22 protein-coding genes are annotated in these 23,259 nt (G+C 63.2%); 12 read left to right on the top strand and 10 right to left on the bottom strand.

Translation table 11 applies throughout. The features are described from left to right. Positions 1-43 precede the first annotated feature (43 nt). Positions 44-682 (top strand): DNA-3-methyladenine glycosylase I, encoded by a 639-nt coding sequence (locus tag NKH02_RS14215; protein ID WP_352871612.1) that lies wholly within the window; start codon positions 44-46, stop codon positions 680-682. A gap of 3 nt (positions 683-685) precedes the next feature. Here the strand turns inward: NKH02_RS14215 and NKH02_RS14210 are convergent, their stop codons facing one another. Further along, a complete protein-coding gene (locus tag NKH02_RS14210; RefSeq protein WP_352879502.1) occupies positions 686-937 on the bottom strand; it encodes a hypothetical protein in 252 nt (83 codons plus the stop codon). Positions 938-1,172: 235 nt separating this feature from the next. Here NKH02_RS14210 and hisS point away from each other — a divergent pair, with 235 nt between their 5' ends. From hisS to NKH02_RS14185, 5 genes are all read left to right on the top strand, one after another. Next, positions 1,173-2,678: a histidine--tRNA ligase gene (hisS, locus tag NKH02_RS14205; protein ID WP_352879501.1), complete on the top strand. Its 1,506-nt coding sequence runs from the start codon at positions 1,173-1,175 to the stop codon at positions 2,676-2,678. Positions 2,679-2,856: 178 nt separating this feature from the next. Then, on the top strand, positions 2,857-3,978 hold the full coding sequence (locus NKH02_RS14200; protein ID WP_352879500.1) for an ATP phosphoribosyltransferase regulatory subunit: 1,122 nt from the start codon (positions 2,857-2,859) through the stop codon (positions 3,976-3,978). Then, positions 3,975-4,676: an ATP phosphoribosyltransferase gene (hisG, locus tag NKH02_RS14195; protein WP_352879498.1), complete on the top strand. Its 702-nt coding sequence runs from the start codon at positions 3,975-3,977 to the stop codon at positions 4,674-4,676. Before NKH02_RS14200 ends, hisG begins: the two co-directional genes overlap by 4 nt. Before the next feature lie 230 nt (positions 4,677-4,906). Then, the gene (locus NKH02_RS14190; RefSeq protein WP_352879496.1) at positions 4,907-6,679 is read left to right on the top strand and encodes an AMP-binding protein; all 1,773 of its coding nucleotides are present in this window, start codon (positions 4,907-4,909) and stop codon (positions 6,677-6,679) included. 43 nt (positions 6,680-6,722) lie between these two features. Further along, entirely contained in the window at positions 6,723-7,826 is a 1,104-nt protein-coding gene (locus tag NKH02_RS14185) for a calcium:cation antiporter (protein WP_352879494.1), read from the top strand. A 556-nt stretch (positions 7,827-8,382) separates the two neighbouring features. On the opposite strand, the gene NKH02_RS14180 is transcribed toward NKH02_RS14185, so the two are convergent. The 3 genes from NKH02_RS14180 to NKH02_RS14170 all read right to left on the bottom strand — a co-directional run bounded on the left by NKH02_RS14180 (position 8,383) and on the right by NKH02_RS14170 (position 11,036). Then, positions 8,383-9,081 carry a hypothetical protein gene (locus NKH02_RS14180; RefSeq protein WP_352879493.1) on the bottom strand — a complete coding sequence of 233 codons (699 nt, stop codon included), beginning with the start codon at positions 9,079-9,081 and terminating at the stop codon, positions 8,383-8,385. Next, positions 9,078-9,626, bottom strand: coding sequence for a hypothetical protein (locus NKH02_RS14175; RefSeq protein ID WP_352879491.1), 549 nt, complete (start codon positions 9,624-9,626; stop codon positions 9,078-9,080). The genes NKH02_RS14180 and NKH02_RS14175 overlap by 4 nt, the downstream gene beginning before the upstream one ends. 501 nt (positions 9,627-10,127) lie before the next feature. Continuing rightward, complete coding sequence (locus NKH02_RS14170; RefSeq protein WP_352879489.1) at positions 10,128-11,036, bottom strand: LysR substrate-binding domain-containing protein; 909 nt, start codon at positions 11,034-11,036, stop codon at positions 10,128-10,130. 101 nt (positions 11,037-11,137) lie between these two features. Here NKH02_RS14170 and NKH02_RS14165 point away from each other — a divergent pair, with 101 nt between their 5' ends. Continuing rightward, the gene (locus NKH02_RS14165) at positions 11,138-11,662 is read left to right on the top strand and encodes a DUF8737 domain-containing protein (protein WP_352879487.1); all 525 of its coding nucleotides are present in this window, start codon (positions 11,138-11,140) and stop codon (positions 11,660-11,662) included. A gap of 129 nt (positions 11,663-11,791) precedes the next feature. Here the strand turns inward: NKH02_RS14165 and NKH02_RS14160 are convergent, their stop codons facing one another. Next, positions 11,792-12,469: an MIP family channel protein gene (locus NKH02_RS14160; RefSeq protein WP_352879485.1), complete on the bottom strand. Its 678-nt coding sequence runs from the start codon at positions 12,467-12,469 to the stop codon at positions 11,792-11,794. A 316-nt stretch (positions 12,470-12,785) separates the two neighbouring features. Between NKH02_RS14160 and NKH02_RS14155 the strand changes: the two genes are divergently transcribed. The 4 genes from NKH02_RS14155 (at position 12,786) to guaA (ending at position 17,030) form a co-directional block, all read left to right on the top strand. Beyond that, positions 12,786-14,075 carry an RsmB/NOP family class I SAM-dependent RNA methyltransferase gene (locus NKH02_RS14155; protein ID WP_352879483.1) on the top strand — a complete coding sequence of 430 codons (1,290 nt, stop codon included), beginning with the start codon at positions 12,786-12,788 and terminating at the stop codon, positions 14,073-14,075. A 141-nt stretch (positions 14,076-14,216) separates the two neighbouring features. Further along, entirely contained in the window at positions 14,217-14,675 is a 459-nt protein-coding gene (locus tag NKH02_RS14150; RefSeq protein WP_352866618.1) for a PaaI family thioesterase, read from the top strand. A gap of 4 nt (positions 14,676-14,679) precedes the next feature. Continuing rightward, positions 14,680-15,315 (top strand): 5'-methylthioadenosine/S-adenosylhomocysteine nucleosidase, encoded by a 636-nt coding sequence (locus NKH02_RS14145; protein ID WP_352879481.1) that lies wholly within the window; start codon positions 14,680-14,682, stop codon positions 15,313-15,315. Between the two features lie 152 nt (positions 15,316-15,467). Further along, positions 15,468-17,030, top strand: coding sequence for a glutamine-hydrolyzing GMP synthase (guaA, locus tag NKH02_RS14140; RefSeq protein ID WP_352866622.1), 1,563 nt, complete (start codon positions 15,468-15,470; stop codon positions 17,028-17,030). A 412-nt stretch (positions 17,031-17,442) separates the two neighbouring features. Here guaA and NKH02_RS14135 read toward each other — a convergent pair whose 3' ends face one another. After that, a complete protein-coding gene (locus NKH02_RS14135) occupies positions 17,443-17,874 on the bottom strand; it encodes a hypothetical protein (RefSeq protein WP_352879479.1) in 432 nt (143 codons plus the stop codon). A gap of 740 nt (positions 17,875-18,614) precedes the next feature. Between NKH02_RS14135 and NKH02_RS14130 the strand changes: the two genes are divergently transcribed. Next, on the top strand, positions 18,615-18,797 hold the full coding sequence (locus NKH02_RS14130) for a hypothetical protein (RefSeq protein ID WP_352879478.1): 183 nt from the start codon (positions 18,615-18,617) through the stop codon (positions 18,795-18,797). A gap of 101 nt (positions 18,798-18,898) precedes the next feature. Here the strand turns inward: NKH02_RS14130 and atzF are convergent, their stop codons facing one another. Genes atzF through NKH02_RS14110 form a run of 4 tightly spaced genes read right to left on the bottom strand, consistent with a single transcriptional unit; the run spans position 18,899 to position 23,256 of the window. Beyond that, complete coding sequence (atzF, locus tag NKH02_RS14125; RefSeq protein WP_352879477.1) at positions 18,899-20,716, bottom strand: allophanate hydrolase; 1,818 nt, start codon at positions 20,714-20,716, stop codon at positions 18,899-18,901. Then, complete coding sequence (locus NKH02_RS14120) at positions 20,713-21,063, bottom strand: cupin domain-containing protein (RefSeq protein ID WP_352879475.1); 351 nt, start codon at positions 21,061-21,063, stop codon at positions 20,713-20,715. The genes atzF and NKH02_RS14120 overlap by 4 nt, the downstream gene beginning before the upstream one ends. After that, positions 21,056-21,724, bottom strand: a complete 669-nt coding sequence (locus NKH02_RS14115; protein ID WP_352879473.1) for a cysteine hydrolase family protein — start codon at positions 21,722-21,724, stop codon at positions 21,056-21,058. Before NKH02_RS14115 ends, NKH02_RS14120 begins: the two co-directional genes overlap by 8 nt. After that, positions 21,724-23,256: an ABC transporter ATP-binding protein gene (locus NKH02_RS14110; protein ID WP_352879471.1), complete on the bottom strand. Its 1,533-nt coding sequence runs from the start codon at positions 23,254-23,256 to the stop codon at positions 21,724-21,726. Before NKH02_RS14110 ends, NKH02_RS14115 begins: the two co-directional genes overlap by 1 nt. Between the last annotated feature and the right edge of the window lie 3 nt (positions 23,257-23,259).

Here is a 23,259-nt window from a genome sequence, read left to right as displayed (position 1 = left end):
GTAAATGCAGCGCAAGAGCGCATTAACGAACGGATTTTGGGCTATGGACAAGGAAAACACCGGCCTGCTCGCAGGCCCCGACGGCGTCGCGCGCTGCTTCTGGCACGGCAATCTGCCCGACTATCTGCACTACCACGACCATGAGTGGGGACGGCCTGTCGCCGATGACCGCAGGCTGTTCGAAAAGATCTGCCTCGAAGGTTTCCAGTCAGGTCTGTCGTGGCTGACAATCCTGCGCAAGCGGGAGAATTTTCGCGAGGCCTTCGCCAATTTCGAATTCGACAAGGTCGCCGCCTTCACCGACAAGGATGTCGAGCGCCTGCTCGGCAATGCCGGCATCATCCGCCATCGCGGCAAGATCGTCTCGACGATCAACAACGCCAAGCGCGCCCGCGAGATGGCCGACGAGTTCGGCTCGCTGGCCGCCTGGTTCTGGAAATTCGAACCCGGCAAGGATGAGCGGCCCGTGATCATCGATCTCGCGCATCTGCGTGCCAACCCGACCACGGCGGTCTCGGTGCGGATTTCGAAGGAGCTGAAGAAGCGCGGCTGGAGCTTCGTCGGCCCGACCACCGTCTACGCCTTCATGCAGGCGATGGGTCTGGTCAACGACCACCTCGAGGGCTGCGTCTGCCGCAAGGAGGTCGAGAAACAGCGGAAGGCTTTCAAGCGGCCGAAGTAGGGCTCACGTGCCGTTGGCGCTGGCCAGCACCAGGCCGGCGACAATCGCCACCACCGTGGCCACTGCCGGATAGATCACCAGCAGGCCGGTCATCAACGCGTCGCGCATGGAGGGACCCTTGCCCGTGTCGGCCGGGACTTCGAATGGGCCGGCAGCCTGACTGACCATTTTCGGAGCGCGGCTGTCGGCCGGGCGCAGGCGTGCGGGCAGTTCGGCACCGCTGTCGATGGCATGGAATCTTGCTATGCTGGTCATGGCCGCGAACCCCTCAATTCGGCGCGTTTATCTGTTGCGATTGTGTCGGCACGATGCCGCGCGCATGGCGGGATTGTTTCATTCTCGGTGCGTTTCTGTTTCAGGGGGCGGCGCCTTTTCCCTTCTCCCACAAGGGGAGAAGGAAGAGCGCGCGCCCTTGCCGCACCAAGCAGCTTCGGTTAGGACACGCCCATTCGCGATATGTCATCGATTACTTAGCAAAAAGACTCATTCCATGGCCGACAAATCGGAAAAGACGAAAGCGCGCCTGCCGCGCGGTTTTGCCGACCGCAGCGCCGAGGACATCCGAGCCGTCGAGAAGATGATGGCGACGATCCGCTCGGTCTATGAGCTTTATGGTTTTGAACCGGCCGACCAGCCGCTGATCGAATACACGGATGCGCTCGGAAAATTCCTGCCTGACCAGGACCGGCCCAACGAAGGCGTGTTCTCCTTCCAGGATGACGATGACCAGTGGTTGTCGCTGCGCTATGACCTGACCGCGCCGACGGCGCGCTTTGTCGCCGAGAATTATGAGCGCCTGCCCAAACCCTATCGCAGCTATCGCTCCGGCTGGGTGTTCCGCAACGAGAAGCCCGGCCCCGGTCGCTTCCGCCAGTTCATGCAGTTCGATGCCGACACGATCGGCACACCGGGCGTGGCCGCCGACGCCGAGATGGCCATGATGATGGCCGACGTGATGGAAGCGCTCGGCATCAAGCGCGGCGACTACGTCATCCGCGTCAACAACCGCAAGGTGCTGGACGGCGTTCTGGAAGCGATCGGCCTTGGCGGCGACGAGAATGCCGGCCGCCGGCTGACGGTGCTGCGGGGGATCGACAAGCTGGACAAGCTCGGGCCGGAAGGGGTGAGGCTTCTGCTTGGGCCGGGGCGCTGGGATGGCGGCAAGGAAGGCGAAGGCGACTTCGCCAAGGGCGCCGGGTTGAACAACGGGCAGACCGAGGCAGTCCTTCTCGCGACAGCGAGGAATGCACAGGCCGGCCAGGATGCCATGGTTAGTTCGAACGCGGTCTACCAGGAAGGTGTCGGCGAACTGTCGACGATTGAAGCCCTGGTCAGGGCAGCAGGATATGGCGAGGACCGTATTGCCATGGACCGTTCCGTCGTGCGCGGCCTCGAATATTACACCGGCCCCGTCTTCGAGGCCGAGCTGCTGGCTGAAATCCCCAATGAGGACGGCCAGATCGTGCGCTTCGGCTCGGTCGGTGGCGGCGGCCGTTATGATGGCTTGGTCTCGCGCTTTCGCGGCGAGTCGGTGCCGGCAACCGGTTTCTCCATCGGCGTCTCCAGGCTGATGACCGCGCTGAAGAACCTCGGCAAGCTCGACGCCTCGGACGTGATCGCGCCGGTCGTGGTGCTGGTGATGGACAAGGATATCGACAGTCTCGGCCGCTATCAGAAGATGGTGTCGGAGCTGCGTGCTGCCGGCATCCGCTCCGAAATGTATCTCGGCGGCGCCGGCATGAAGGCGCAGCTCAAATACGCCGACCGCCGCAACTGCCCGGTCGCAATCATCCAGGGCGGCGACGAGCGCGCCAAGGGCGAGCTGCAGATCAAGGACCTGATCGAAGGCGCGCGCATGTCGGCCGAAATCACCGACAACGCCGAATGGCGCGCCGCGCGCCCGGCGCAAGTGACGGTTGCCGAGGGCGAACTGGTCGCGGAAGTGAAGAAGATCCTGGCGGCGCAGGCTGCCGATCGCGCGAAAGGTGGCGCTTGAACACCCCCCTCTGGCCTGCCGGCCATCTCCCCCGCAAGGGGGGAGATCGGATGTCACGTGGGCTTTCGCCAATCTCCAGCGTTGAAGGAGAGGCGCTGAGCCTCAAGCTGCCAATCTCCCCCCTTGCGGGGGAGATGGCTGGCAGGCCAGAGGGGGGTGCCTCGCGCCCATCCGATCGATGACCTCCCGCTACCCCGCCATCGCAGCCGACATCACCAACCTCTTCGCCACCTGCGACACGCATGCCGTCGAGGTCGCGGTGCTGCAGCCAGCCGATCCATTCCTCGACATGGCCGGCGAGGATCTGCGCCGCCGTATCTTTCTGACCGAAAGCGAGACCGGGCAGACATTGTGCCTGCGGCCTGAATTCACCATTCCGGTCTGTCTCGACCACATAAATTCGCAGGCCGGGACGCCGCGCCGCTATTCCTATCTCGGCGAGGTCTTTCGCCAGCGTCGCGAGGGCGGCAACGAGTTCTTCCAAGCCGGTATCGAGGACCTCGGCGACAGCGACACGGCGCATGCCGATGCCCGCTCGGTGGCCGATGCGTATGCGCTGCTGTCGCTTGTGTTGCCTGGGCAGGCGCTGGCGATCACGCTCGGCGACCAGACCATTTTCGAGGCTGTGCTGGCTTCCCTTGGCCTGCCGCGCGGCTGGCGCATGCGCCTTGCCCGCGCCTTCGGCTCCGCACCGATGCTTGAGGCGGCACTCGCCGATCTCGCCAACCCGCCGCGCAACGGTCAGCTCTCCGGCCCGGTCGCCGCCCTCGTCCTCGACGGTGATCTGGACGGACTTTCCGCCCACATCGCCGGCGGCATGGAAAAGGCGGGGCTGTCGGCGTCCGCCGGACGCCCGCCATCCGACATCGCGCGGCGGCTGATCGAAAAGGCCGAACTGCGCAGCGTGCGGCTGTCGAACGAGGCCTTCGCGGCGCTGAAGGGTTTTCTAGCGATCGACGTGCCGCTCGATGGCGCGGCCGAGGCGCTGGCCTCCTTCGCCAGCGGTGCCGGGCTTTCGCTCGATACCGCGCTGGAGAAGTTCGCCGCCCGTGCCAAGGCGATCGAGGCGCACGGCCTGCCGGCCGGAAACATCCGCTACGATGCCGCCTTCGGCCGTCCGCTCGACTATTACACCGGCCTTGTTTTCGAAATCGCGGCTGACAATGGCGACCGGCCGCTGGTCGGTGGCGGCCGCTACGACCGGCTGCTGACCTTGCTTGGCGCGAAGACGCCGATCCCCGGCGTCGGCTTTTCCGTCTGGCTCGACCGCATCGAGGCGTTGCGGGAGATGGCGCCATGATCACGCTGGCGATCCCGTCGAAAGGCCGCCTCAAGGAGCAAGCGCTGGACGTGCTGGCCAAGGCCGGCCTCGCCGTCAGCCTGCCCGGCGACGAGCGCAAGTACCACGCCCGCGTCGAGGGCCTGGACAATGTCGAAGTGGTCTTCCTGTCGGCGTCCGAGATTGCGGGCGAGATCGGCCAGGGCACGGTCGATCTCGGCATCACCGGCGAAGATCTGGTGCGTGAGAACCTCGCTGACTGGGAGACCCGCGCCGAAATCGTCGCCCGTCTCGGCTTTGGCAGTGCCGATGTCGTGGTTGCCGTGCCGGACATATGGCTCGACGTCGACACCATGGCCGACCTTGATGACGTCGCCGCCGATTTCCGCCAGCGCCACGGCAGGCGGTTGCGCATCGCCACCAAATACTGGCGGCTGACCCAGCAATTCTTCTCGCAGAAGCATGGCATCCAGGTCTATCGCATCGTCGAGAGCTTAGGTGCCACCGAAGGCGCGCCGGCGGCGGGACTGGCCGATGTCATCGTCGACATCACCACCACTGGCTCGACGCTGCGCGCCAACCATCTCAAGGTGCTGGGCGACGGCCTCGTGTTGCGCTCGCAGGCCTGTCTCGTGGCGTCGAAGAAGACACGGGCGGCGGCGGATGAAGCGATCCTGCGCGACATTGCCGCGAAGATGAGCGCCCTCCCTCCCCCTTGAGGGGAGGGTGGACAGCCGCCGAAGGCGGATGGACGGGTGGGGTCCGCGGTGACGCACTCCATCTTTTCAGTCAAAGCCAGATAGAGGTCGGGGCAGTTGAGATGACCCCACCCGCCTCGCTTCGCTCGGCACCCTCCCCTCAAGGGGGAGGGGATCGTCCAGTACCATCGGCGGGATTTCCACCGTCGCGGCAGGCTGATAGGCTCGACCAGTGCCGGGAGGAGAGAACGATGCCAGTCAATCTCGACGAGCTGAAGAATGCCAGCAATTTGCGCGGACATGGATCGCGCAATGGCGGTGTCTTCGTAGCGCCCGTCGACGGCAAGGCGCATGTCTCCGGCGAGCGCACCGTGCCGCTGCTGAACAAGACGATCCCCGCGCTGTTTTCCGACACTGCCAGCAAATATGCCACGCAAGATGCCGCCGTCTTCGTCGACCAGGACAAGCGCTTCACCTGGAGCGAACTGTCGGACACGGTCGACGCGCTGGCCGCCGGCTTCCTGGCACTTGGCCTGGAAAAAGGCGATCGCGTCGGCATCTGGTCGCCCAACCGATGGGAATGGCTGGTGACGCAATTCGCCACCGCCCGCATCGGCCTGATCCTGGTCAACATCAACCCGGCCTACCGGCTGACCGAGCTGGACTACGCGCTGAACAAGGTCGGCTGCAAGGCGCTGGTCACCGCGGCCAAGTTCAAGACCTCCGACTATCTCGGCATGATCGAGACGCTGGCGCCGGAGATCGCGAAGGCCACGCCCGGCAAACTCAAGGCGCAAAAACTGCCGGCGCTGAAGATCGTCATCCGCATGGGCGAGGACAACTCACCCGGCATGTTCAATTTCGGTGATGTGCTGGCCATGGCAGGCCGCGACGAGCATGACAGCCTCGACCGCATTTCGGAGGGGCTGAAGCCCGGCGACGCCATCAACATCCAGTTCACGTCAGGCACGACAGGAGCCCCCAAGGGCGCGACGCTGACCCACAACAACATCGTCAACAACGGCAGTTTCGTCACCTCGGCGATCAAACTCACCGTCGACGACCGGCTCTGCATTCCGGTGCCGCTCTATCACTGCTTCGGCATGTCGATGGGCACGATAGGCTGCGTGTCGAAGGGCGCCACCATGGTTTTCCCGGGCGAGGGGTTCGACCCGGGCGCCACGCTGAAGGCGGTGGCTCAGGAACGCTGCACCGGGCTCTATGGTGTGCCGACAATGTTCGTCGCGCTGCTAGATCACCCGGACTTTTCATCCTTCGATCTCTCCAGCCTGCGCACCGGCATCATGGCCGGCTCGCCATGCCCGATCGAGGTGATGAAGAAGGTGGTGTCGCTGATGCATATGGAACAGGTGACAATCGCCTATGGCATGACCGAGACCAGTCCGGTCTCGTTCCAGAGCGGCGTCGACGACCCGCTGGAAAAGCGCGTCTCGACGGTCGGGCGCATCCACCCGCATGTCGAGGTCAAGGCGGTCGATGCCGATGGCGTCACCGTCGCCGTCGGCGCGCCGGGCGAGCTTTGCACGCGCGGCTATTCGGTGATGAAGGGTTACTGGGATGACGAGGAGAAGACCCGCGAGGCGATCGACGCCGACGGCTGGATGCACACCGGCGACCTCGCCACCATCGACGCCGAGGGCTATTGCAACATCGTCGGCCGGGTCAAGGACATGGTCATCCGCGGTGGCGAGAACGTCTACCCGCGCGAAGTCGAGGAATTCCTCTACCGCCATCCCAAGGTCAAGGAGGTGCAGGTCTTCGGCATTCCCGACGCCAAATACGGCGAGGAACTGTGCGCCTGGATCGTGCTCAAGCCCGGCCAGATCGTCACCGAGCAGGAAATCAAAAACTTCTGCGCCGGCCAAATCGCCCACTACAAGATCCCGCGCCATATCCGCTTCCGAACCGAATTGCCGATGACGGTGACCGGCAAGCCGCAGAAGTTTTTGATGCGCAATGCGATGATCGAGGAACTTGGGTTGGTGACGCAGAGGACGGCGTGAGTATAGGCTTTCCGCAAGGTTCGCAGAAACACACAGGGCTTGCATGAGTGGTTTCGCGCGATCGGTGACTTCTTATGCGATGCCGTTGGTCGCCTTGGCGATGGCTATCGCAGTCAGAGCCAGCGGGCTGTCGGTGGATGAAGGTTCGCCGAGCGTCAAGATCCTTGTCGGAGCGCTTTCGAGTGCGATCATGTTTATCACCATTTTCGTGGTGCTCGACCATGCCGAAGCGGTAGCTCGGCGAGTAGGGGAGCCTTACGGTACGTTGGTGCTGACTTTTGCCGTGACGGCAATCGAAGTGTCGATCATCGTTTCCATGATGCTGCATGGAGAGAACAACCCTACGCTTGCACGTGAGTCCGTCTTCTCGACGGTGATGATTACATCTACCGGCGTTGTCGGCACGTGTCTCACGCTTGGCGGCTGGCGCCATCGCAAGCAGGCAATCGTTCGACAAGGGACCAGCGCATATCTTGCGGTTCTGGCCGCGCTGACCGTCATGACGCTTATTCTGCCGACCTACACACGAACTACGGAGCCTGGCACATTTTCAGCAGCTCAACTTGGTTTCGTGAGCGTACTTTCAGTGCTGCTCTATGCAGGTTTCGTGTTCGCGCAGACTGTCCGGCATCGCGACGACTTCATCGAAGGACAAGCACACGATGTTTCAATGCGAACCGCCCCGCACGAAAGCATCTCTGCCAGCGCTCTGCTCCTGTTAATCGGGCTGATCGGAATTGTCATGCTCGCCGAGCAAGTCGCCGCAAGCGTTGAAGATGCGCTCGTTACCTACCAGGTGACCCAAGCTGACGCTATTGTGGGAGCATTGATCGCGGGGTTGGTTTTGATGCCAGAGGCCATTTCGGCGGTTCGTGCTTCACTCAACAATGAGCTGCAGCGCGGCTTGAATGTCGCGATGGGTTCGGCTTGCGCTACAATTGGTTTGACAATACCTGCGGTCGCAGCCGCCAGCCTGCTGACGGGAAGGGGTTTGACCCTGGGGCTCCCGGCGACCGACACAGTGCTTTTGATTTTGGCGCTTTTCATATGTAGCGTAAGCTTTAGCAATGAAAGAACGACATTCCTGACCGGCATGGTCCATCTTGTATTATTTTTTACTTACGTATTTCTAATATTTGTACCATGAAAGCTTAATCTTGCATCGTGGTCGCGGACGGGCGACCTCCGGCCCACTATAGTCATTCATTCGAAGACGGGCAGCGGATGACCGCCTACCGGCGCCTCGACGGTCGAATCCGATGGCTACGTCTGCGATATTCTGGCTGACCACGAAGTCTCGCAGGCCAGGAGCGCAAAGCATTCGGGTAGGCAACGCGCAGATTTCGCACGAGCGCCGAGGTCAGAATGACATCCCCGATGTATTTCGTCTGGATAACGAGAATGGACTTGATTTGCAGCCGATCAGCCGTCGAGATATTCAGCACGTCGAACTCACGAAAGGCGGGTAAGGTTGGTCATTGGTGGCACCAGCGCGCGGGCTCACGGTTTCGGCTAAGGGATATCTCTCAACACCGAAGCAAGGTCACCCTCGTTTAAAATTCGGGACGGTCCGCCATATTGCGAGCCTCCTAAGATATCCCACTGTCTTTCACTGTGAACGGTGCCTTTCCGATAACAAGCAAAGGTAAATGCAGCTCAAGGACGTGGCCTCAAGTCCTTGGCCACTGTCGTCGCCCGGCCCATCATCGCATTTGTCCCTGCCACAAGGGCAATCCACTTTCTGCGGCGAAGTCTCTATCCTCGGCGTAGATCGGCTCACCTCTTCTCACCACCCGTCGAAGCAAAGCCGCATCTTCGTCGGCATGATATCGAAAGGCATTTCGGCTGTCGTACCCATGCCCGGCTTGGGACAGGGAAAACCCGCTGACGACAACAGGAGCGAAACCGGCGAACCGCGCCAGCATGATCGCGAAGGCTCCGGTGGAGATTTTCCGGTGCCAACCGCGGGACACATGATATTTGCCGCTGAGCCGCCAGACGATGTTGGCAAGCTGCCATTTGGTAAGCGCCTGCAAGGTGTCATAACGATAGTTGAAGGTGCGACAACCAGCTTTCAGCTTGTCCTCGACGTCCGGCCAAACCGGGATGATCAGATGCTTTGCCCCCCGGCCTTTTAACAAATCACGCTTGTAATAATCCTGCTCGCCCTCGCCGACTAAAATGCCGCGGCGGATCAGGGCGATATCAGGAGCGGGGAGGCTGAAGGTTTCCGCCAAAAGCTGGGAAGCATTGACAGTCACAAGTGCCCAGTCGGCATCATGTCGCTCCGGGAGGCGAAAATTCGGCGCCGACCCCATCACCAAGGCGGGACCCGTGACGCCGGGCAAGCGAAGAATTGGCTTTGAGAAGGTTGGCAAGAGATCCGAAAGCGGAGTTTTCATTTGGGAATCTGAACCGCATCTTCCTCAAACGCACGCAGAATGCTCTCTTCTCGGCTCCACAATTCGTCCCATTGCGTGGCGCCGGACCAGCCCGCAAACCAAGGGCCGCCGAGCGTGTAGTGCGCCAGCGAGACATCGGCGGGGTCGAGTTCGGAAGCCGAAGCCCCAACGAGGTAGTTCCATGCGAGAGGCAATTCCCCGATCTCATGGTCCTCAAGCCATTTGAAGGCGTGGAGGTCACGCCCGGGCCACGTGTTAAGCATTTCGTTGGTCAGCCGTTTGTTGGCGGGATGATCTAGATTCCACAAAACGACCGATGACCAGTTTTTGCGGCGATAGAACGTCTGCGTTTGTCCGTCCATCTTGACCGCTTCGGATTCTCGTTGCTGGTGCTTAACCGCCATGATCGCGTAGGAAGGATCGACCAGGTCGAGCAGCTTGACCGGATCCTTTAGAAACAGGACGTCACAATCGCAGAACATGGCCCAGCCGCCTTGCCGCACAAACGGAACTGCAAAGCGCGATATGGCAAACTCGGTCGCCATCGGTGCCTCGGAAATCGGGCACCAGAGCCTACCATCACGTATCTCCATCGGTCGCTTCATGATTCCTTTGGCTTCAAGGTCTTTGAGCACGAGTGGCCGTATCTGCAATGGCTTACTTGTCCGCCGGTAGGCGCTCCATCGCGCTACGTCCAGGACTCGGGCTTCGCGTGGATCATACCCAATGTAGATTGGTATCATGTGGCAACTCTATAATTGGATGTGAATTTACTCGTGCATGGCAGCACTGGAGAACCGAAGTAAGCGCATCACCTCGTCGCGGTGGCGACCGTACAAACCAGGACGTCGCAGACGGAAGATTGCATGTTCCAACCCAGGGGGAGATGACGGAATTTCGGCTCATGCAGCCAGAGACCTCCGGAGCAGCGATTGTCGCTTCAGCATGCGCCTGAACCCACGCAATGATAGGCAAATGTCGCGATTGCCGCAACGGTCTGGCCCATCGTCTCGTCGCGACGCGAGTGCCGCCGGTCACCGAGACGCTCACGCGCCCGATTTGAGGTGATCGATGAAGGCGCGCAGCTTCGGCAGGATCTGGCGTTTGCCGGGATGATAGAGGAAGACGCCCGGCGTCGTGGCGGCGACGCCGTCCAGCACCGATCTGAGTTTTCCCTGTTCTATGGAGCCTATGGCGACGGGTCGCGGCGTCTGCGCCAGCCCGATGCCTTGTATCGCCGCACCGAGCAATGTCGGATAGTCGTGCGCGATCAGCGGGCCGGAGACCATCGCCTCGATTGCCTCGTTGCCGTCGACGAAGGACCAGGGCGCGATGGCGCCGTTCGAGCGGCGCAATCGCAGGCAGGCGTGGTGGCGCAAGTCGTCCACACGCTCGGGGCTGCCGTGGCGCTCAAGATAGTCCGGACTGCCGACAACCACGAACGGGAACGACGGCGTCAGCCGCACGGCGACCATATCGGGCGCGATGAACTGGCCGAGGCGGATGCCGGCATCGAACCCGCCGGTTGCGAGATCGACCATTTCGTCGCTTGCGGCGATCTCCAGTTCGATCTCGGGATAGGTTCGGCAGAACGACGCAATCATCGGCTCCACGATCAACGGCACGACGGCGCGGGGTACGGACAGGCGCAGCAACCCGGTCGGCCGTTGGCCGAGGTCACGCGCGGCTTCGCCTGCCGCGACGAGTTCCTCGAAGGCAGGGCCCGCACGGTCGAGGAACCGCTGACCGGCCTCGGTCAAACCGACGCTCCGCGTCGTGCGCACGAACAGCGCCGCACCCGTGCGGGCTTCCAGCGTGCGCACCGCTTGGCTCACGGCGGAAGGCGTCACGCCGAGGTCCGCGGCGGCACGGCGGAAATTGCGCCGCCTGGCGACGGCCAGGAAGGCCTCGACGCCTTCCAGCGCACCGTGTCGAACTGTGTAGTTCTGCTTCATAGGTTGTGGTGATTACACCGGCTAGTCGAACTATGAAAGCTGGCTTAGAGGTAACCGACTGGCTGGGAGGCTGCGTGAACCAGCCGCTGACAGGAGGCCAAATGTCCACGGAAATGCTGTTCCAGACCCATCTCGTTCTAGGCTACGTCGCGTGGCTGCTTTGCTTCGGCGCATATGGTCTGCCGTGGCTGAGCTCAATGGACCGGGTCGCCGCGCAACGTGCGATCGCCACCCTGCATAGCTTCCGCTTCTTCGGCCTCGTCTTCATCCTGCCGGGCGTCGTTAGCCGCGATCTGCCGGCCGGCTTCGCCGTGTTCGCCGCCTATGGCGACTTCGCGACAGGGGTGCTGGCGATGCTGGCGCTGCTCACGGTGAGGATACCACCGCTCTTCTGGCCGCTCGTCGTCGCCTTCAACCTTGTCGGAATGGCCGAGCTCGTCGTCGATTATTACCACGCCATCCAGGTCGGCCTCCCCGCGCACGCGGAACAACTGGGCGCCGCCTACGCGATCCCGATCATCTACGTGCCGCTGCTGATGATCACGCACATCGCCGCATTCTATTTTCTGCTGCGTCCTCACCAGAACGCGACCGGAGCCATTGCAGACGATGCGGCTGTTTCATAGAGCATCCGGAGGTCCGTTTCGGGTCCTAACGACCACCGGCCCCACTGTGCCTTCGACGGCAAGAGCATCCACCAAGGAAAAAGGCGCGGACCCGGGCCCGCGCCTTTTTCTCGTTCAGCCTTTCGAAGCTCAGTCCTTCTCGAAGATGCGCGCCTTGGCGACGACGCCGGCGATGGCGCCGCCGATCAACGGTGCGACGATGAAGAGCCAGAGCTGGCCGATCGCGGCAATTCCCGAAAACAGCGCCGGGCCGATCGAGCGGGCCGGGTTGAGCGAGGTGCCGGTCACCGGGATGATGGCGAAATGCAATCCTGCCAGCGTCAGGCCGATGACCAGGCCGGCGAACGCCGTCGAGTGCTTTTCAGCCGTGACGCCCAGGATCACCGTGACGAAGGTGAAGGTGCCGATCACTTCCCACAGGAACGCCGAGCTGACGCCCCATTTCGCCACGTCCCAGCCATTGGCGCCGAAGCCGCCAGTGTGTCCGCCGGTCTGGCCGGAGACGATGATCCACAACGCCAGCGAGGCGAGGATGGCGCCGATGACCTGCGCGATCCAGTAGGGGATGACGTCCTTGGCCGGCAGCCGGCCGGCAAGGAAGACGCCGAGCGTCACCGCCGGATTGAGATGCGCACCCGAAATCGGGCCGATCGCATAGGCCGCCGCAATGAGGCCGATGCCGAACGCCAGACCGATGCCTTCCTGGCCAAGCGGCAGCGCACCGCCGAAGCCGCCCGTCACCACAGAAGCCGTACCGATGAACACCAATAGAAATGTGCCTAGAACTTCCGCCAGATAAGTTTTCATTGCCCTCTCCTCGTAGCGATCCGCCGGTCCGCCTTTTCCGCGCCGCGAATCATGGCGCCAAGAGTATTCTCAACTGAAAAACTTGGGAAGCAGAGCGGTTGCGTCACATGCCATGCTTGAGGTCGCCGGTCACGAATATTAGAGACCGTTCATCTATTGATCGATCTGCTGCCGCCGGCTTAGGGCATATACTGGTTGGCTCGCTGGTCTCGGTTTGGATTGCCTCGTCGTCGCCAGGCGGAAGCGGGGTTCAATCCAGGCGCGAAAGGCTCTAAGAGCAGGCCAAGATCACGTGCTCGATTTGATGGAATGACGAATGCGACTGGGCGGACGGCTGGCTGCGGCCATCGAAGTGCTGGAAGACATCGGCCGACGCCACCGGCCGGTGGCGGACGCGCTGAAGGATTGGGGCCTGTCGCATCGCTTCGCCGGCGGCGGTGACCGCGCGGCAATCGGCAACATCGTCTATGATGCCTTGCGCCACAAGCGTTCCGCCGGCTGGCTGCTGGGCGAGGACACGCCGCGCGCCATCGGCTTCGGCGCCCTGCTGCTCGAATGGGGCCAGACCGCGCAATCGCTCAACGACGCGCTCGATGGCGACAAGTTCGCACCGCCGCTGCTGACCGCCGCCGAGCTTCAGGCAATCGCCGAACGCCGGCTTGCCGATGCGCCGGACGCGGTACGGGCGGATGTTCCCGACTGGTGCGCGCCGCTTTTCGAACGAGCCTTTGGCCCCACTTGGGTCGACGAGGGAGCGGCGCTGGCGACACGCCCGCCGCTCGATCTCAGGGTCAATACGTTGCAGGCCAATCGCGACAAGGTGCTGGCCGAACTGTCGGGAACCGGCGCGAAACCCGCCGCCATCGCCCCGCACGGTATCCGCATCCCGCCGATCGACGGCGACGGCAGGCACCCGAACGTCCAGGCCGAGCCGGCCTTCCAGAAAGGCTGGTTCGAGGTCCAGGACGAAGGCTCGCAGGTGGCGGCCGCCCTTGCCGGGGCCGAAGCCGGCATGCAGGTGCTGGATTTCTGCGCCGGCGCCGGCGGCAAGACGCTGGCGCTGTCGGCTTCGATGGGCAATACGGGCCAGATCTTCGCCCACGACGCCGAAAAGGCGCGGCTGGCGCCGATCTTCGACCGCATCCGTCGTTCGGAAAACCGCAATATCCAGATCGTCACCAAGCCGACCGAACTCGCCCCGCTCGGCAACCACATGGATATCGTGCTGGTCGATGCGCCCTGCACCGGCAGCGGCACCTGGCGGCGCCGTCCAGATGCCAAGTGGCGGCTGACGCAAAGACAGCTCGACGCCCGCAAGGGTGAGCAATCGGCGATCCTCGATGCGGCCAAAGCCTATGTCAAGTCAGGCGGCCTGCTGGTCTACATCACCTGCTCGGTCTTCGATGAGGAGAATGGCGAGCAGGTCGCGGCCTTCCGCGACCGCAACAGCGGTTTTGTCCCGGTCGATCATCGCGCGCTCTGGGACGGCCGTTTTCCCAGTCATGCGGCAGCCGCACGCATCGGTGCCAAAGGCGACATCTCGCTGTCGCCGGCGCTGAGCGGCACCGACGGGTTTTACTTCTGTGCGTTGCGCAGGTCGGCCTGAACCTCATTGGATACCGCCAATCCCTGGCGGATGCGTAACCCTTGCCGGCAGACGAGACCGATTGCTGCAGTGCAGCAAAAGCGTTTGCCTGCCGCCCATGCCTCTGCAATAAGCTTATCCGCATAAAGGAAAGCAGCGGCCATGGCAGCAAAGATCGTACCCGCCCCGGACTATGACGACCGCGTCAGGACATCTTTCGCGCGTCAGAAAGCGATGGCCACGATCGGCGCCGAACTGACGCTGGTGACACCCGGTATCATCGAGATCGAGATGCCTTATTCGGCGGCGCTCACCCAGCAGCACGGTTTTCTCCATGCCGGCGTCATTTCGACCGCGCTGGACTCGGCTTGCGGCTATGCGGCGTTTTCGCTGATGCCGGAAAACTCAGGTGTGCTGACCATCGAGTTCAAGGTCAATCTGCTGGCGCCGGGCCGAGGCGAGCGCTTCCTGTTCCGCGGCTCCGTGACCAAACCCGGCCGCACCATCATCGTTGCCGACGGCCAGGCCTATGCCTTCGCCGCCGACGGCGAAGCCAAGCTGATCGCCACCATGACCGGAACGATGATGACGGTGGTCGGGCGAGACGGCATCGAAGGGTGATCCGATGGGCAACGTTGCGCGACTAGGCGGCAAGGACGTCCTCTTCGTCATGGCGGCACAGGCCGAATACGGCCCGCACCTCAAGCAATTGTTCACGCCGCTGATGACGGGGGTGGGACCGGTCGAAGCCGGCGTCAGGCTGGGCGCCGAACTCTCCTGGCTGAAGTCGCGGAAGGCGCTGCCGGACCTCGTCGTGTCGCTCGGCTCGGCCGGCAGCCGGACACTGGAGCAGACCGAAATCTACCAGGCGGTGTCGGTCAGCTATCGCGACATCGACGCCTCGCCGCTCGGTTTCGAGAAAGGGGCGACGCCGTTTCTCGATCTGCCGGTGACGGTGCCACTGCCGTTCAAAATTCCTGAAATCAGGGAGGCGACGCTGTCGACCGGCGGCGCGATCGTCACCGGCGCGGCTTATGATGCGATCGCTGCCGACATGGTCGACATGGAGACCTTCGCTTGCCTGCGCGCCTGCCAGTTGTTCGATGTGCCGCTGATCGGACTGCGCGGCATCTCCGACGGCGCGGCTGATCTGCGGCACGTCAACGACTGGACCGAATATCTGCACGTCATCGACGAAAAGCTGGCCGGGGCGGTCGGGCTGCTGGAACAGGCAATCCGCCACGGTCTGCTCGGCGCCTGACCGCAAATCGGATCAAGCCGCCAAGCTTGCGGCCGGAGAGGCTGCTGCAATGGATGAAGACGCTGGCGCTGAAGGTGAAGTCGTGGAATCGAAGTGACAGCTAGGCCTCGCAACCCATTGCGCCGACTCATTTCTTTCTCTAAACGCTCGCCATGAAAACAGCCAATCATCCCGACACCGTCCTGATTGTCGATTTCGGCAGCCAGTTTACCCAGCTCATCGCCCGCCGCGTCCGCGAGGCCGGAGTGTTTTCCGAGATTGTGCCGTTCCAGTCGGCCGAAGCGGCGTTCAAGCGCATCAATCCGAAGGCTGTCATCCTGTCGGGCGGCCCGGCTTCGACCGGCGATATCGGCAGTCCGCGCGCGCCGCGGATCGTCTTCGACGCCGGCGTGCCGGTGCTCGGCATCTGCTATGGCCAGATGGCCATGTGCGTGCAGATGGGCGGCGTCGCCGAAAGCTCCGACCATCGCGAATTCGGCCGCGCCTTCGTCGAGATCGAAAAGGACAGCCCGCTGTTCGAGGGCCTGTGGGCGCCCGGCCAGCGCCACCAGGTGTGGATGAGCCACGGCGACCGCGTCATCTCCTTGCCCCAGGGGTTCGAAGTGTTCGGCAAGTCGGAAGGCTCGCCCTTCGCCATCTTCGGCAATATCGAGCGCAAGATGTACGGCATCATGTTCCATCCCGAGGTGGTGCACACGCCCGATGGCGCCCGGCTGCTGCGCAACTTCGTCCACAACATCGCCGGCATCGAGGGCGACTGGACCATGCGCGCCTACCGCGAGCACGCGGTCGAGGCCATTCGCAAGCAGGTCGGCAAGGGCAAGGTCATCTGCGCGCTGTCGGGCGGCGTCGACTCCTCGGTCGCCGCGCTGTTGATCCACGAGGCGGTCGGCGACCAACTGACTTGCATTCTTGTCGACCACGGCCTGATGCGCAAGGACGAGGCCGCGGGCGTGGTGGCGATGTTCCGCGAGCACTACAATTTGCCGCTCATTCTGGTGAACGCATCGGACCGTTTCATCGACGCCTTGGAGGGCGAGTCGGACCCGGAGAAAAAGCGCAAGACAATCGGCCGGCTGTTCATCGAGGTGTTCGAGGAGGAGGCCAAGAAACTCGGCGGCGCCGAATTCCTGGCGCAAGGCACGCTCTATCCCGACGTCATCGAAAGCGTCTCCTTCACCGGCGGCCCGTCGGTGACGATCAAATCGCACCACAATGTCGGCGGCCTGCCCGCGCGCATGAACATGCAGCTGGTCGAGCCGCTGCGCGAACTGTTCAAGGACGAGGTGAGGGCGCTCGGCAAGGAGCTCGGCCTGCCCGAGAGCTTTATCGGCCGCCATCCATTCCCAGGTCCGGGTCTCGCCATCCGCTGCCCCGGTGGCATCACCCGCGAAAAGCTGGAGATCCTGCGCGAGGCCGACGCCATCTATCTCGACGAGATCCGCAAGGCCGGCCTCTACGACGCCATCTGGCAGGCCTTCGCCGTTCTGTTGCCGGTGCAGACCGTCGGCGTGATGGGCGATGGCCGCACCTACGAATTCGTCTGCGCCCTGCGCGCCGTCACCTCGGTCGATGGCATGACGGCGGATTTCTACCACTATGACATGGCCTTCCTCGGCGCCGCCGCCACCCGCATCATCAACGAAGTCCGCGGCATCAACCGCGTCGTCTACGACGTCACCTCGAAGCCGCCGGGAACAATCGAGTGGGAATGATTCAGGCCTACTCAAACGACGCCGAATTTAGGCCGATGTATGCCATAACCATTTGATAACAAATATAAATCAATTTATAGACAATCAGCGACAATCGGTACGCAGGAGATTGGACTTGACGGATCGGCTGACGGACTTACCGCATATTGCTTGCTCGGATTTTTCGAAGCGCCGGGGTGGAGACTGATTCCCAACAAGGCGCGCCGCGCCAAATCGGGATCTTCAACAAGGCGCTAATTCAAACAATCCGGTAGCTTTGAGCCACCCAGGTTCATTATCAACCAACGGGTGGTTCTGCCGCGTTCCGTTTCGTCGCTCGGGGCCGTGCAGGACATCCGGGGTCACAACGTGCAGGGAACTATCCTTCCCTTGGCAGGTCGCCGAACGTCCGTGAAAACGCCGCGCATCCGGTTCAGTGCAGCAGAACAGTTCTCAGCCAAGCCGTGAACCTGCTTCCGCGAATGGTCCTGCGCACCCTGACGGCGGCCCAACTCGCTTGCATCGTGGTCCCGACGTGACAGCTGCAGACGATTTCGTGCAGTTGCCAGTCGCCCAGCTGGAAAAAGCGTTTTGCCTCCCCATAGCTATCATCCTGGAGACCCGATGCACGCAGCAGCGAATCCTCGAATGCAACGGTAATAGCCGATCCAGCCGTGCGTGCTTCCTCACGGACTTTGGGATGAAGATGTTCAGTGCCAACAAGCGCTCCAAGGGATCGCGAGGGGTTCCGCTCGAGAAGCTCCGCCCAACGTTTGATCCTCTGTGTTTTGGTCATGACGGCGCTTTGCGCCGTGGGTTTAACATCTGCGATTGTCTGCAGTTCGTGGAGGGTCTGGTGTCTCATGGTTTGGCTCCTGTTGGTCGCAGCATCCCCTTTTTCTAGGAACTATCGCGACGGGATGTCCTGACAAGGGCGTCGCCGAAAAGGAGTTCCGTTAACCGCGTAACAGTCGGTCCCAAGACAACCTCCAGCACTCGGACGTCGTGCGTTGCGGCGTCCCATTTGCAAACACCCCAAGAAACTCGGCGAAGGACTGCGGCAGCGCGAAACAAGCGGCTCCCGTCGAAGAAATTGGCCTGGAATCCCGGTTCGATGGAACCTGTCGGCTTACCGCGGGTTGCTCAGCAACCCGTCGCAAGCAAGCCCAAAGGAGGACCGCATGGCGCGCAAAGCAGCTCCCCCCAATCCCAATGCCGCGACGATCCACGACCAAACCCTTGTTCGAGGGCAGGGGTGGAGAGCTGCACTAGGTTGCGGAAGGTAACAGCGAGGGTCAAGTTGTAGGAGAGGTTCATCCGGCAGCCCACCCGTGCCGGATGAACTGGAGCGTTCCCTTTCGAACTGAAAGGAATGAGCAGTGGCTGACGAAGAAACCAGACGCCCGGTCATAACCCCGCAAGCCGTGCGGGCGCTGGCGCGCGAGTGCGGAGTGACGGAGAGCCAAATCCGTGAGATCGTTTCATTGGTCGGGACGGACAGGGCATCGATCCTGCGCGAGGCCCGGCTTCTTAAACAGGGCGGGGGTTGAGTCCCCGGCTTTGTATTTTTTCGACCAAACGACAGACTGGCAGGAGGATGCGCCAATGTCGAAAGCGAAAGAGACCCGGCGCAAAAAAGTCGAGAACGACGCCCAAGGGCAATATGTGCGTAGCGACCATGGTCGCGAAAACGATGGCGTGACGAGCGTCAAACCGCGCGTATTGCCGAGCCACCCGACGCAAAATTCCGAGGCCGAGGGCTCTGAGCGCTGGCGGAAACGCGATTGACAGCTCTCTTCAGTCTAAAGAGCGGCGCTATCCGTCTCGTCTAACAATTGGGGTGTGAGCGACGGGGCAGTGGGCCTTTCGGTGCTGATGGCTTTGGTCTGCTATGTTCTTGCCGGGGCCGAGTTCTTGCTGGGGCCGGCGAAGCGGCGCCAGCCGCCGAAGGACGAGATGTCGGACGCACCGCTGAGGCCAGCGGTTTCGACCAGGAAGCCCTTGGCCGAACTGCCGTCATCGAGCTCGATGGTTCCGATGCCGAGCGGTGGCGGGATGGCCGCGACGAAGCGGCCGAAGGCATCGGCCGACAGCCGCCAGACTTCGACCTCGACGGCAGCGCCGCCCTCTGCGACACGGAGCAGCCCCGGCTTGGGCACGGACTGGCCAGCCAGCGCATAGAGCCTGTAGGCGGCGGATGTCTTTGCCGAGCGCGAGAACCGTGCGCCGAGCTGGCTCAGTTGGCCGTTGAGCGGCATTCCCGAAAGATGCGCGCCAACAACCACGAGATCGATCATGCCATCATCGGCTGATGAAGCTGAAGGCAGAAAACCCGGCTGCTGCCAGCCGGTTGCGCCGAGCGAAAGGCCGCTCGCCGCATGCAGGTCGCGGGCGAGCGCCGCTGTCAGCGCATCGCGGCCGGCCGGCGCCAGCAAGGTGACGCTCATCGGCAGGCCGTCGTCGCGCTTGCCTGTCGGCACGGCGATGCCACACATGTCGAGCAGGTTGACGAAATTGGTGTAGGTGCCGAGGCGGCTGTTGGTGTCGATCGGATCGGCGAGCACGGCGGCGGTGGTGTAGTGCGTCGGCGCGGTCGGCACGCAGAACAGGTCGACCGAGGCGATGACGGGAGCGAGCTTCGCCCTGTAGGCCTGCAACGCATAGAGGCCGCGGAAAGCGTCCGCCGCCGAAAGGTTGCGCGCGCCGCCGATGATCTTGCGTGTCACCGGATGCAGGGCCGCTTCGTTGGCCTCCATGAAATCGCGGATCGCCGCATAGCGCTCGGCCACCCAGGCGCCCTCATAGAGAAGGTTGGCGGTGGCGTAGAAATCGCCGAAGGGGATTTCCACCAGCCGGCAGCCGAGCCGCGACAGCGTGGCAAGCGAGGCCTCGAAGCCGGCTTGCATCGCCGCATCGCCAAAGAACTTCAGGTCGGCCTTAGCCGGGATGCCGACGCTCAGCACCGGCGGGCGTACGGCGAGCGGCTGGACGGCGATGTCGCGAGAATATGGATCGGCCGCGTCGCGCCCCGCCGCCGCCAAGAACACCCGATAGGCGTCGTCGACGGTCAATGCGAACACCGAGACGCAGTCGAGCGTGCGGCAGGCCGGCACGACGCCGGCGGCCGACAGCGCGCCGACCGTCGGCTTCAGCCCGACGATGTTGTTGAGGCCGGCTGGAATGCGGCCGGACCCGGCGGTGTCGGTGCCCAGCGCGAAGGAGACGATGCCGCGCGCCGTTGCCACCGCGGACCCCGACGAGGATCCGCCCGGCACCAGGCTGGCATCGACCGCGTTCCTCGGGATCGGATACGGCGTGCGCACGCCGACAAGGCCGGTGGCGAACTGGTCGAGATTGGTCTTGCCCACCACCAATGCGCCGGCTGCCTTCAGCCGGGCCACCACGGTAGCGTCCGCCTCTGGCATATAGGCATATTCGGCGCAGGCGGCGGTTGTCGGCATGCCGGCGACATCGATGTTGTCCTTGACCGCGAACGGCACGCCCCACAGCGGCTTGGCCACCGGATCGAACGGTCCGAGCTTTTGCGCCTGCGCCAGCATGTCCGCCTGGCCGGGCAGATGAATGAAGATGCCGGGATCGTCGGCCGCCGCGATGCGGGCGTGAACGGCATCGATCATGGCGGCAACACTGACGCCGGCTGCATAGGCAGCATGTAGACTGCCTATGTCGAAGCGGACCTCGCTCATGTGGACTCTCCCAGAATGATCGCCGGAAGGTCCCACTGGATCAGCACGACGCAGCCGTCTTTCGTCCACACCGAATGCTCGGTGCCGACCGGATTCAGCACGACGCTGCCGGTGGGATAGTCGCCATTCTCGTCACTCTGCGTTCCCTCCAGCACGACGATGGTCTCCAGCCCGACATGGCGGTGGCGCGGCACGCCGGCACCGGGCCGGTAGCTGAGGATGGCGACCGACGGCTCCGCCGGCCCGCCCTTCAGCAGCCAGTGCACACTGATGCCGTCACGGAAAGGCTCGAACGCCAGATCGCGCCAGCCGCCGTCGAGCAGGCCGGCAAAGGCAAGATTAGGCATTGGCAATTCCCTTGAGTACCTGGTCGGTGGTCGCTGTCCAGCCGACGATGGCGCCCTGCGCCCTGATCATGGCGATCGCCGCTGCCTTGAACTCGGGGAAATAGCTTTCCGTCGCGTCCTCGGCGAGCAGGCACTCATAGCCACGGTCGTTGGCCTCGCGCATCGTCGTCTGCACGCAGACCTCGGTGGTGACGCCGGCAAAGACCAGCTGCCCGGCGCCGAGCCTCTTGAGGTCCTCGTTGAAGGAGGTGGCGTAGAATGCCCCCTTGCCGGGCTTCTCGATGACGATCTCACCGGGCAGCGGCGCCAGCTCGTCGAGGATCGCCGTACCCGGCTCGCCGACGATCAGCACGCGGCCCATCGGGCCGACATCGCCGATGCGGATCGAGGGATTGCCGCGATTGCGCTTGGCTGGCGGCAGATCCGAAAGGTCCGGACGATGGCACTCCATCGTGTGGATCACCGGCAGGCCGGCGGCGCGAAATCCCTCGATCAGCCGCTTCACCGTCGGCACGATTGCCACGACCCGGCTGACATCGTTGCCGAGGCTGGCGCCGAAGCCGCCGGGTTCGGCGAAGTCGCGCTGCATGTCGATGACGACCAGCGCCAGGGACTCCGGCTTAAAGGCAAAGGCAAACGGCTGCGCATCGATTTCGGCCATCAGTGATGCCCCGCCATATGCTCGCCGATCGTCTGCACGCTCGCCTGCGCGATCGGCGTCTCGTAGACCACCGCGCCGTCCGACATGACCAGGATGCGGTCGGAGAGTTCGAGCAGTTCGTCGAGATCTTCCGACATCAAAAGCACCGCGGCGCCGGCATTGCGCGCCTTCATGATGCGGGCGCGGATTTCGGCCACTGCCGAGAAGTCGAGGCCGAAGCACGGGTTGGAGACGATCAGAAGGTCGACCTCGCCGGTGAGTTCGCGGGCGAGCACGGCGCGCTGCACGTTGCCGCCCGACAGCGAGGCGATCGGCGAGGACAGCGAGGCGGTCTTGACCTTGAACTGCTCGACCAGGCGGGCGCTGAAGGCCCTGATGGCACCGGCGCTGATCCAGCTCACCGGCTTGCCGTTGCCGTCGATGTCGAAGGTGCGGAAGGAGATGTTTTCGGCCACGGTCATCTTCGGCGCGCAGGCGTTCTTCAGCGGCTCCTCCGGGATGAGGCGGACATTGAGCGCACGCGCCTCGGCACGCGTCGCCGCATAGGCGGTGCCGCGCACCATCACTTCGCCGGCATCGCGCGGGCGCTGCCCGGCCAGCACTTCGAGGAATTCCTTCTGGCCGTTGCCGGAAATGCCGGCGATGCCGACGATCTCGCCGGACCGCACGCCGAGATCCTCGATCCGGATCGACTTCAGCCCGGTGCGGTCCGGCGCCTTCAGCGCCTTGATCTTGAGTACGATCTCGGCGTCCGGCTTCGGCTCGGCGCGGCTGTCGAGCGTCGCGATCGGCTGGTCGCCGATCATCATCGCCGCCATCTGCCTGTGGTTGAGGTCGGCTACGCGGCCGGTGCCGGTCAGCCTGCCCTTGCGCAGCACGCTGACGTCGTCGGCGAACGCCGTCACTTCGTGGAACTTGTGCGAGATCATCAGCACGGTGAGGTCGCCCGCCCTGGTCATGGCGCGCACGAGGCCGAGCACCTCCTGCGCCTCACCGGGGGTGAGCACCGAAGTCGGCTCGTCCAACACCAGGAAGGAGCGGCCGAGATAGAGCTGCTTGACGATCTCCAGCTTCTGCTTCTCGCCGGCGGCAAGCTCGGCCACCTTGACGTCGAGCGGAAGCTTGAAGGGCATCCGGTCCATGAACACGGCAAGCTCGCCGCGCTCCTTGCGCCAGTCAATGATGCCAGGCACCTTTTCGCGCGAAATGACCAGGTTTTCCGCCCCGGTCAGCGACGGCACGAGGGTGAAATGCTGGTAGACCATGCCAAGGCCGAGCGCCGAGGCATCCTTGGGGCTGGCGATCGCCGCCTCGCGGCCGTCGACCAGCATGTCGCCGGAGGTCGGATGGTAAAAACCCATCATGCATTTGACCAGCGTCGACTTGCCGGCGCCGTTCTCGCCGAGCAGCGCGTGGAATGATCCCGCCGGCACCTTGACCGAGACATCGTCGAGCGCCGTGAAGGCGCCGAACCGCATGGTCATGCCGATGGTTTCGACGCCGACGGCCTTCTTGCCGGTGATTTTGATCATCCC

It is taken from the genome of Mesorhizobium sp. M1396, assembly GCF_040317725.1.
In the GTDB taxonomy this organism is placed as follows: domain Bacteria; phylum Pseudomonadota; class Alphaproteobacteria; order Rhizobiales; family Rhizobiaceae; genus Mesorhizobium.
Note: the sequence above shows the minus strand (reverse complement) of the source record. Positions and strands in the feature narration are given on the sequence as shown.

Bases quoted from the DNA above. Each gene is read 5' to 3' on its own strand.
- NKH02_RS14215 (WP_352871612.1), top strand. From the start codon at position 44: ATGGACAAGGAAAACACCGGCCTGCTCGCAGGCCCCGACGGCGTCGCG.
- NKH02_RS14210 (WP_352879502.1), bottom strand. From the start codon at position 937: ATGACCAGCATAGCAAGATTCCATGCCATCGACAGCGGTGCCGAACTG.
- hisS (WP_352879501.1), top strand. From the start codon at position 1,173: ATGGCCGACAAATCGGAAAAGACGAAAGCGCGCCTGCCGCGCGGTTTT.
- NKH02_RS14200 (WP_352879500.1), top strand. From the start codon at position 2,857: ATGACCTCCCGCTACCCCGCCATCGCAGCCGACATCACCAACCTCTTC.
- hisG (WP_352879498.1), top strand. From the start codon at position 3,975: ATGATCACGCTGGCGATCCCGTCGAAAGGCCGCCTCAAGGAGCAAGCG.
- NKH02_RS14190 (WP_352879496.1), top strand. From the start codon at position 4,907: ATGCCAGTCAATCTCGACGAGCTGAAGAATGCCAGCAATTTGCGCGGA.
- NKH02_RS14185 (WP_352879494.1), top strand. From the start codon at position 6,723: ATGAGTGGTTTCGCGCGATCGGTGACTTCTTATGCGATGCCGTTGGTC.
- NKH02_RS14180 (WP_352879493.1), bottom strand. From the start codon at position 9,081: ATGAAAACTCCGCTTTCGGATCTCTTGCCAACCTTCTCAAAGCCAATT.
- NKH02_RS14175 (WP_352879491.1), bottom strand. From the start codon at position 9,626: ATGGCGACCGAGTTTGCCATATCGCGCTTTGCAGTTCCGTTTGTGCGG.
- NKH02_RS14170 (WP_352879489.1), bottom strand. From the start codon at position 11,036: ATGAAGCAGAACTACACAGTTCGACACGGTGCGCTGGAAGGCGTCGAG.
- NKH02_RS14165 (WP_352879487.1), top strand. From the start codon at position 11,138: ATGTCCACGGAAATGCTGTTCCAGACCCATCTCGTTCTAGGCTACGTC.
- NKH02_RS14160 (WP_352879485.1), bottom strand. From the start codon at position 12,469: ATGAAAACTTATCTGGCGGAAGTTCTAGGCACATTTCTATTGGTGTTC.
- NKH02_RS14155 (WP_352879483.1), top strand. From the start codon at position 12,786: ATGCGACTGGGCGGACGGCTGGCTGCGGCCATCGAAGTGCTGGAAGAC.
- NKH02_RS14150 (WP_352866618.1), top strand. From the start codon at position 14,217: ATGGCAGCAAAGATCGTACCCGCCCCGGACTATGACGACCGCGTCAGG.
- NKH02_RS14145 (WP_352879481.1), top strand. From the start codon at position 14,680: ATGGGCAACGTTGCGCGACTAGGCGGCAAGGACGTCCTCTTCGTCATG.
- guaA (WP_352866622.1), top strand. From the start codon at position 15,468: ATGAAAACAGCCAATCATCCCGACACCGTCCTGATTGTCGATTTCGGC.
- NKH02_RS14135 (WP_352879479.1), bottom strand. From the start codon at position 17,874: ATGAGACACCAGACCCTCCACGAACTGCAGACAATCGCAGATGTTAAA.
- NKH02_RS14130 (WP_352879478.1), top strand. From the start codon at position 18,615: ATGTCGAAAGCGAAAGAGACCCGGCGCAAAAAAGTCGAGAACGACGCC.
- atzF (WP_352879477.1), bottom strand. From the start codon at position 20,716: ATGAGCGAGGTCCGCTTCGACATAGGCAGTCTACATGCTGCCTATGCA.
- NKH02_RS14120 (WP_352879475.1), bottom strand. From the start codon at position 21,063: ATGCCTAATCTTGCCTTTGCCGGCCTGCTCGACGGCGGCTGGCGCGAT.
- NKH02_RS14115 (WP_352879473.1), bottom strand. From the start codon at position 21,724: ATGGCCGAAATCGATGCGCAGCCGTTTGCCTTTGCCTTTAAGCCGGAG.
- NKH02_RS14110 (WP_352879471.1), bottom strand. From the start codon at position 23,256: ATGATCAAAATCACCGGCAAGAAGGCCGTCGGCGTCGAAACCATCGGC.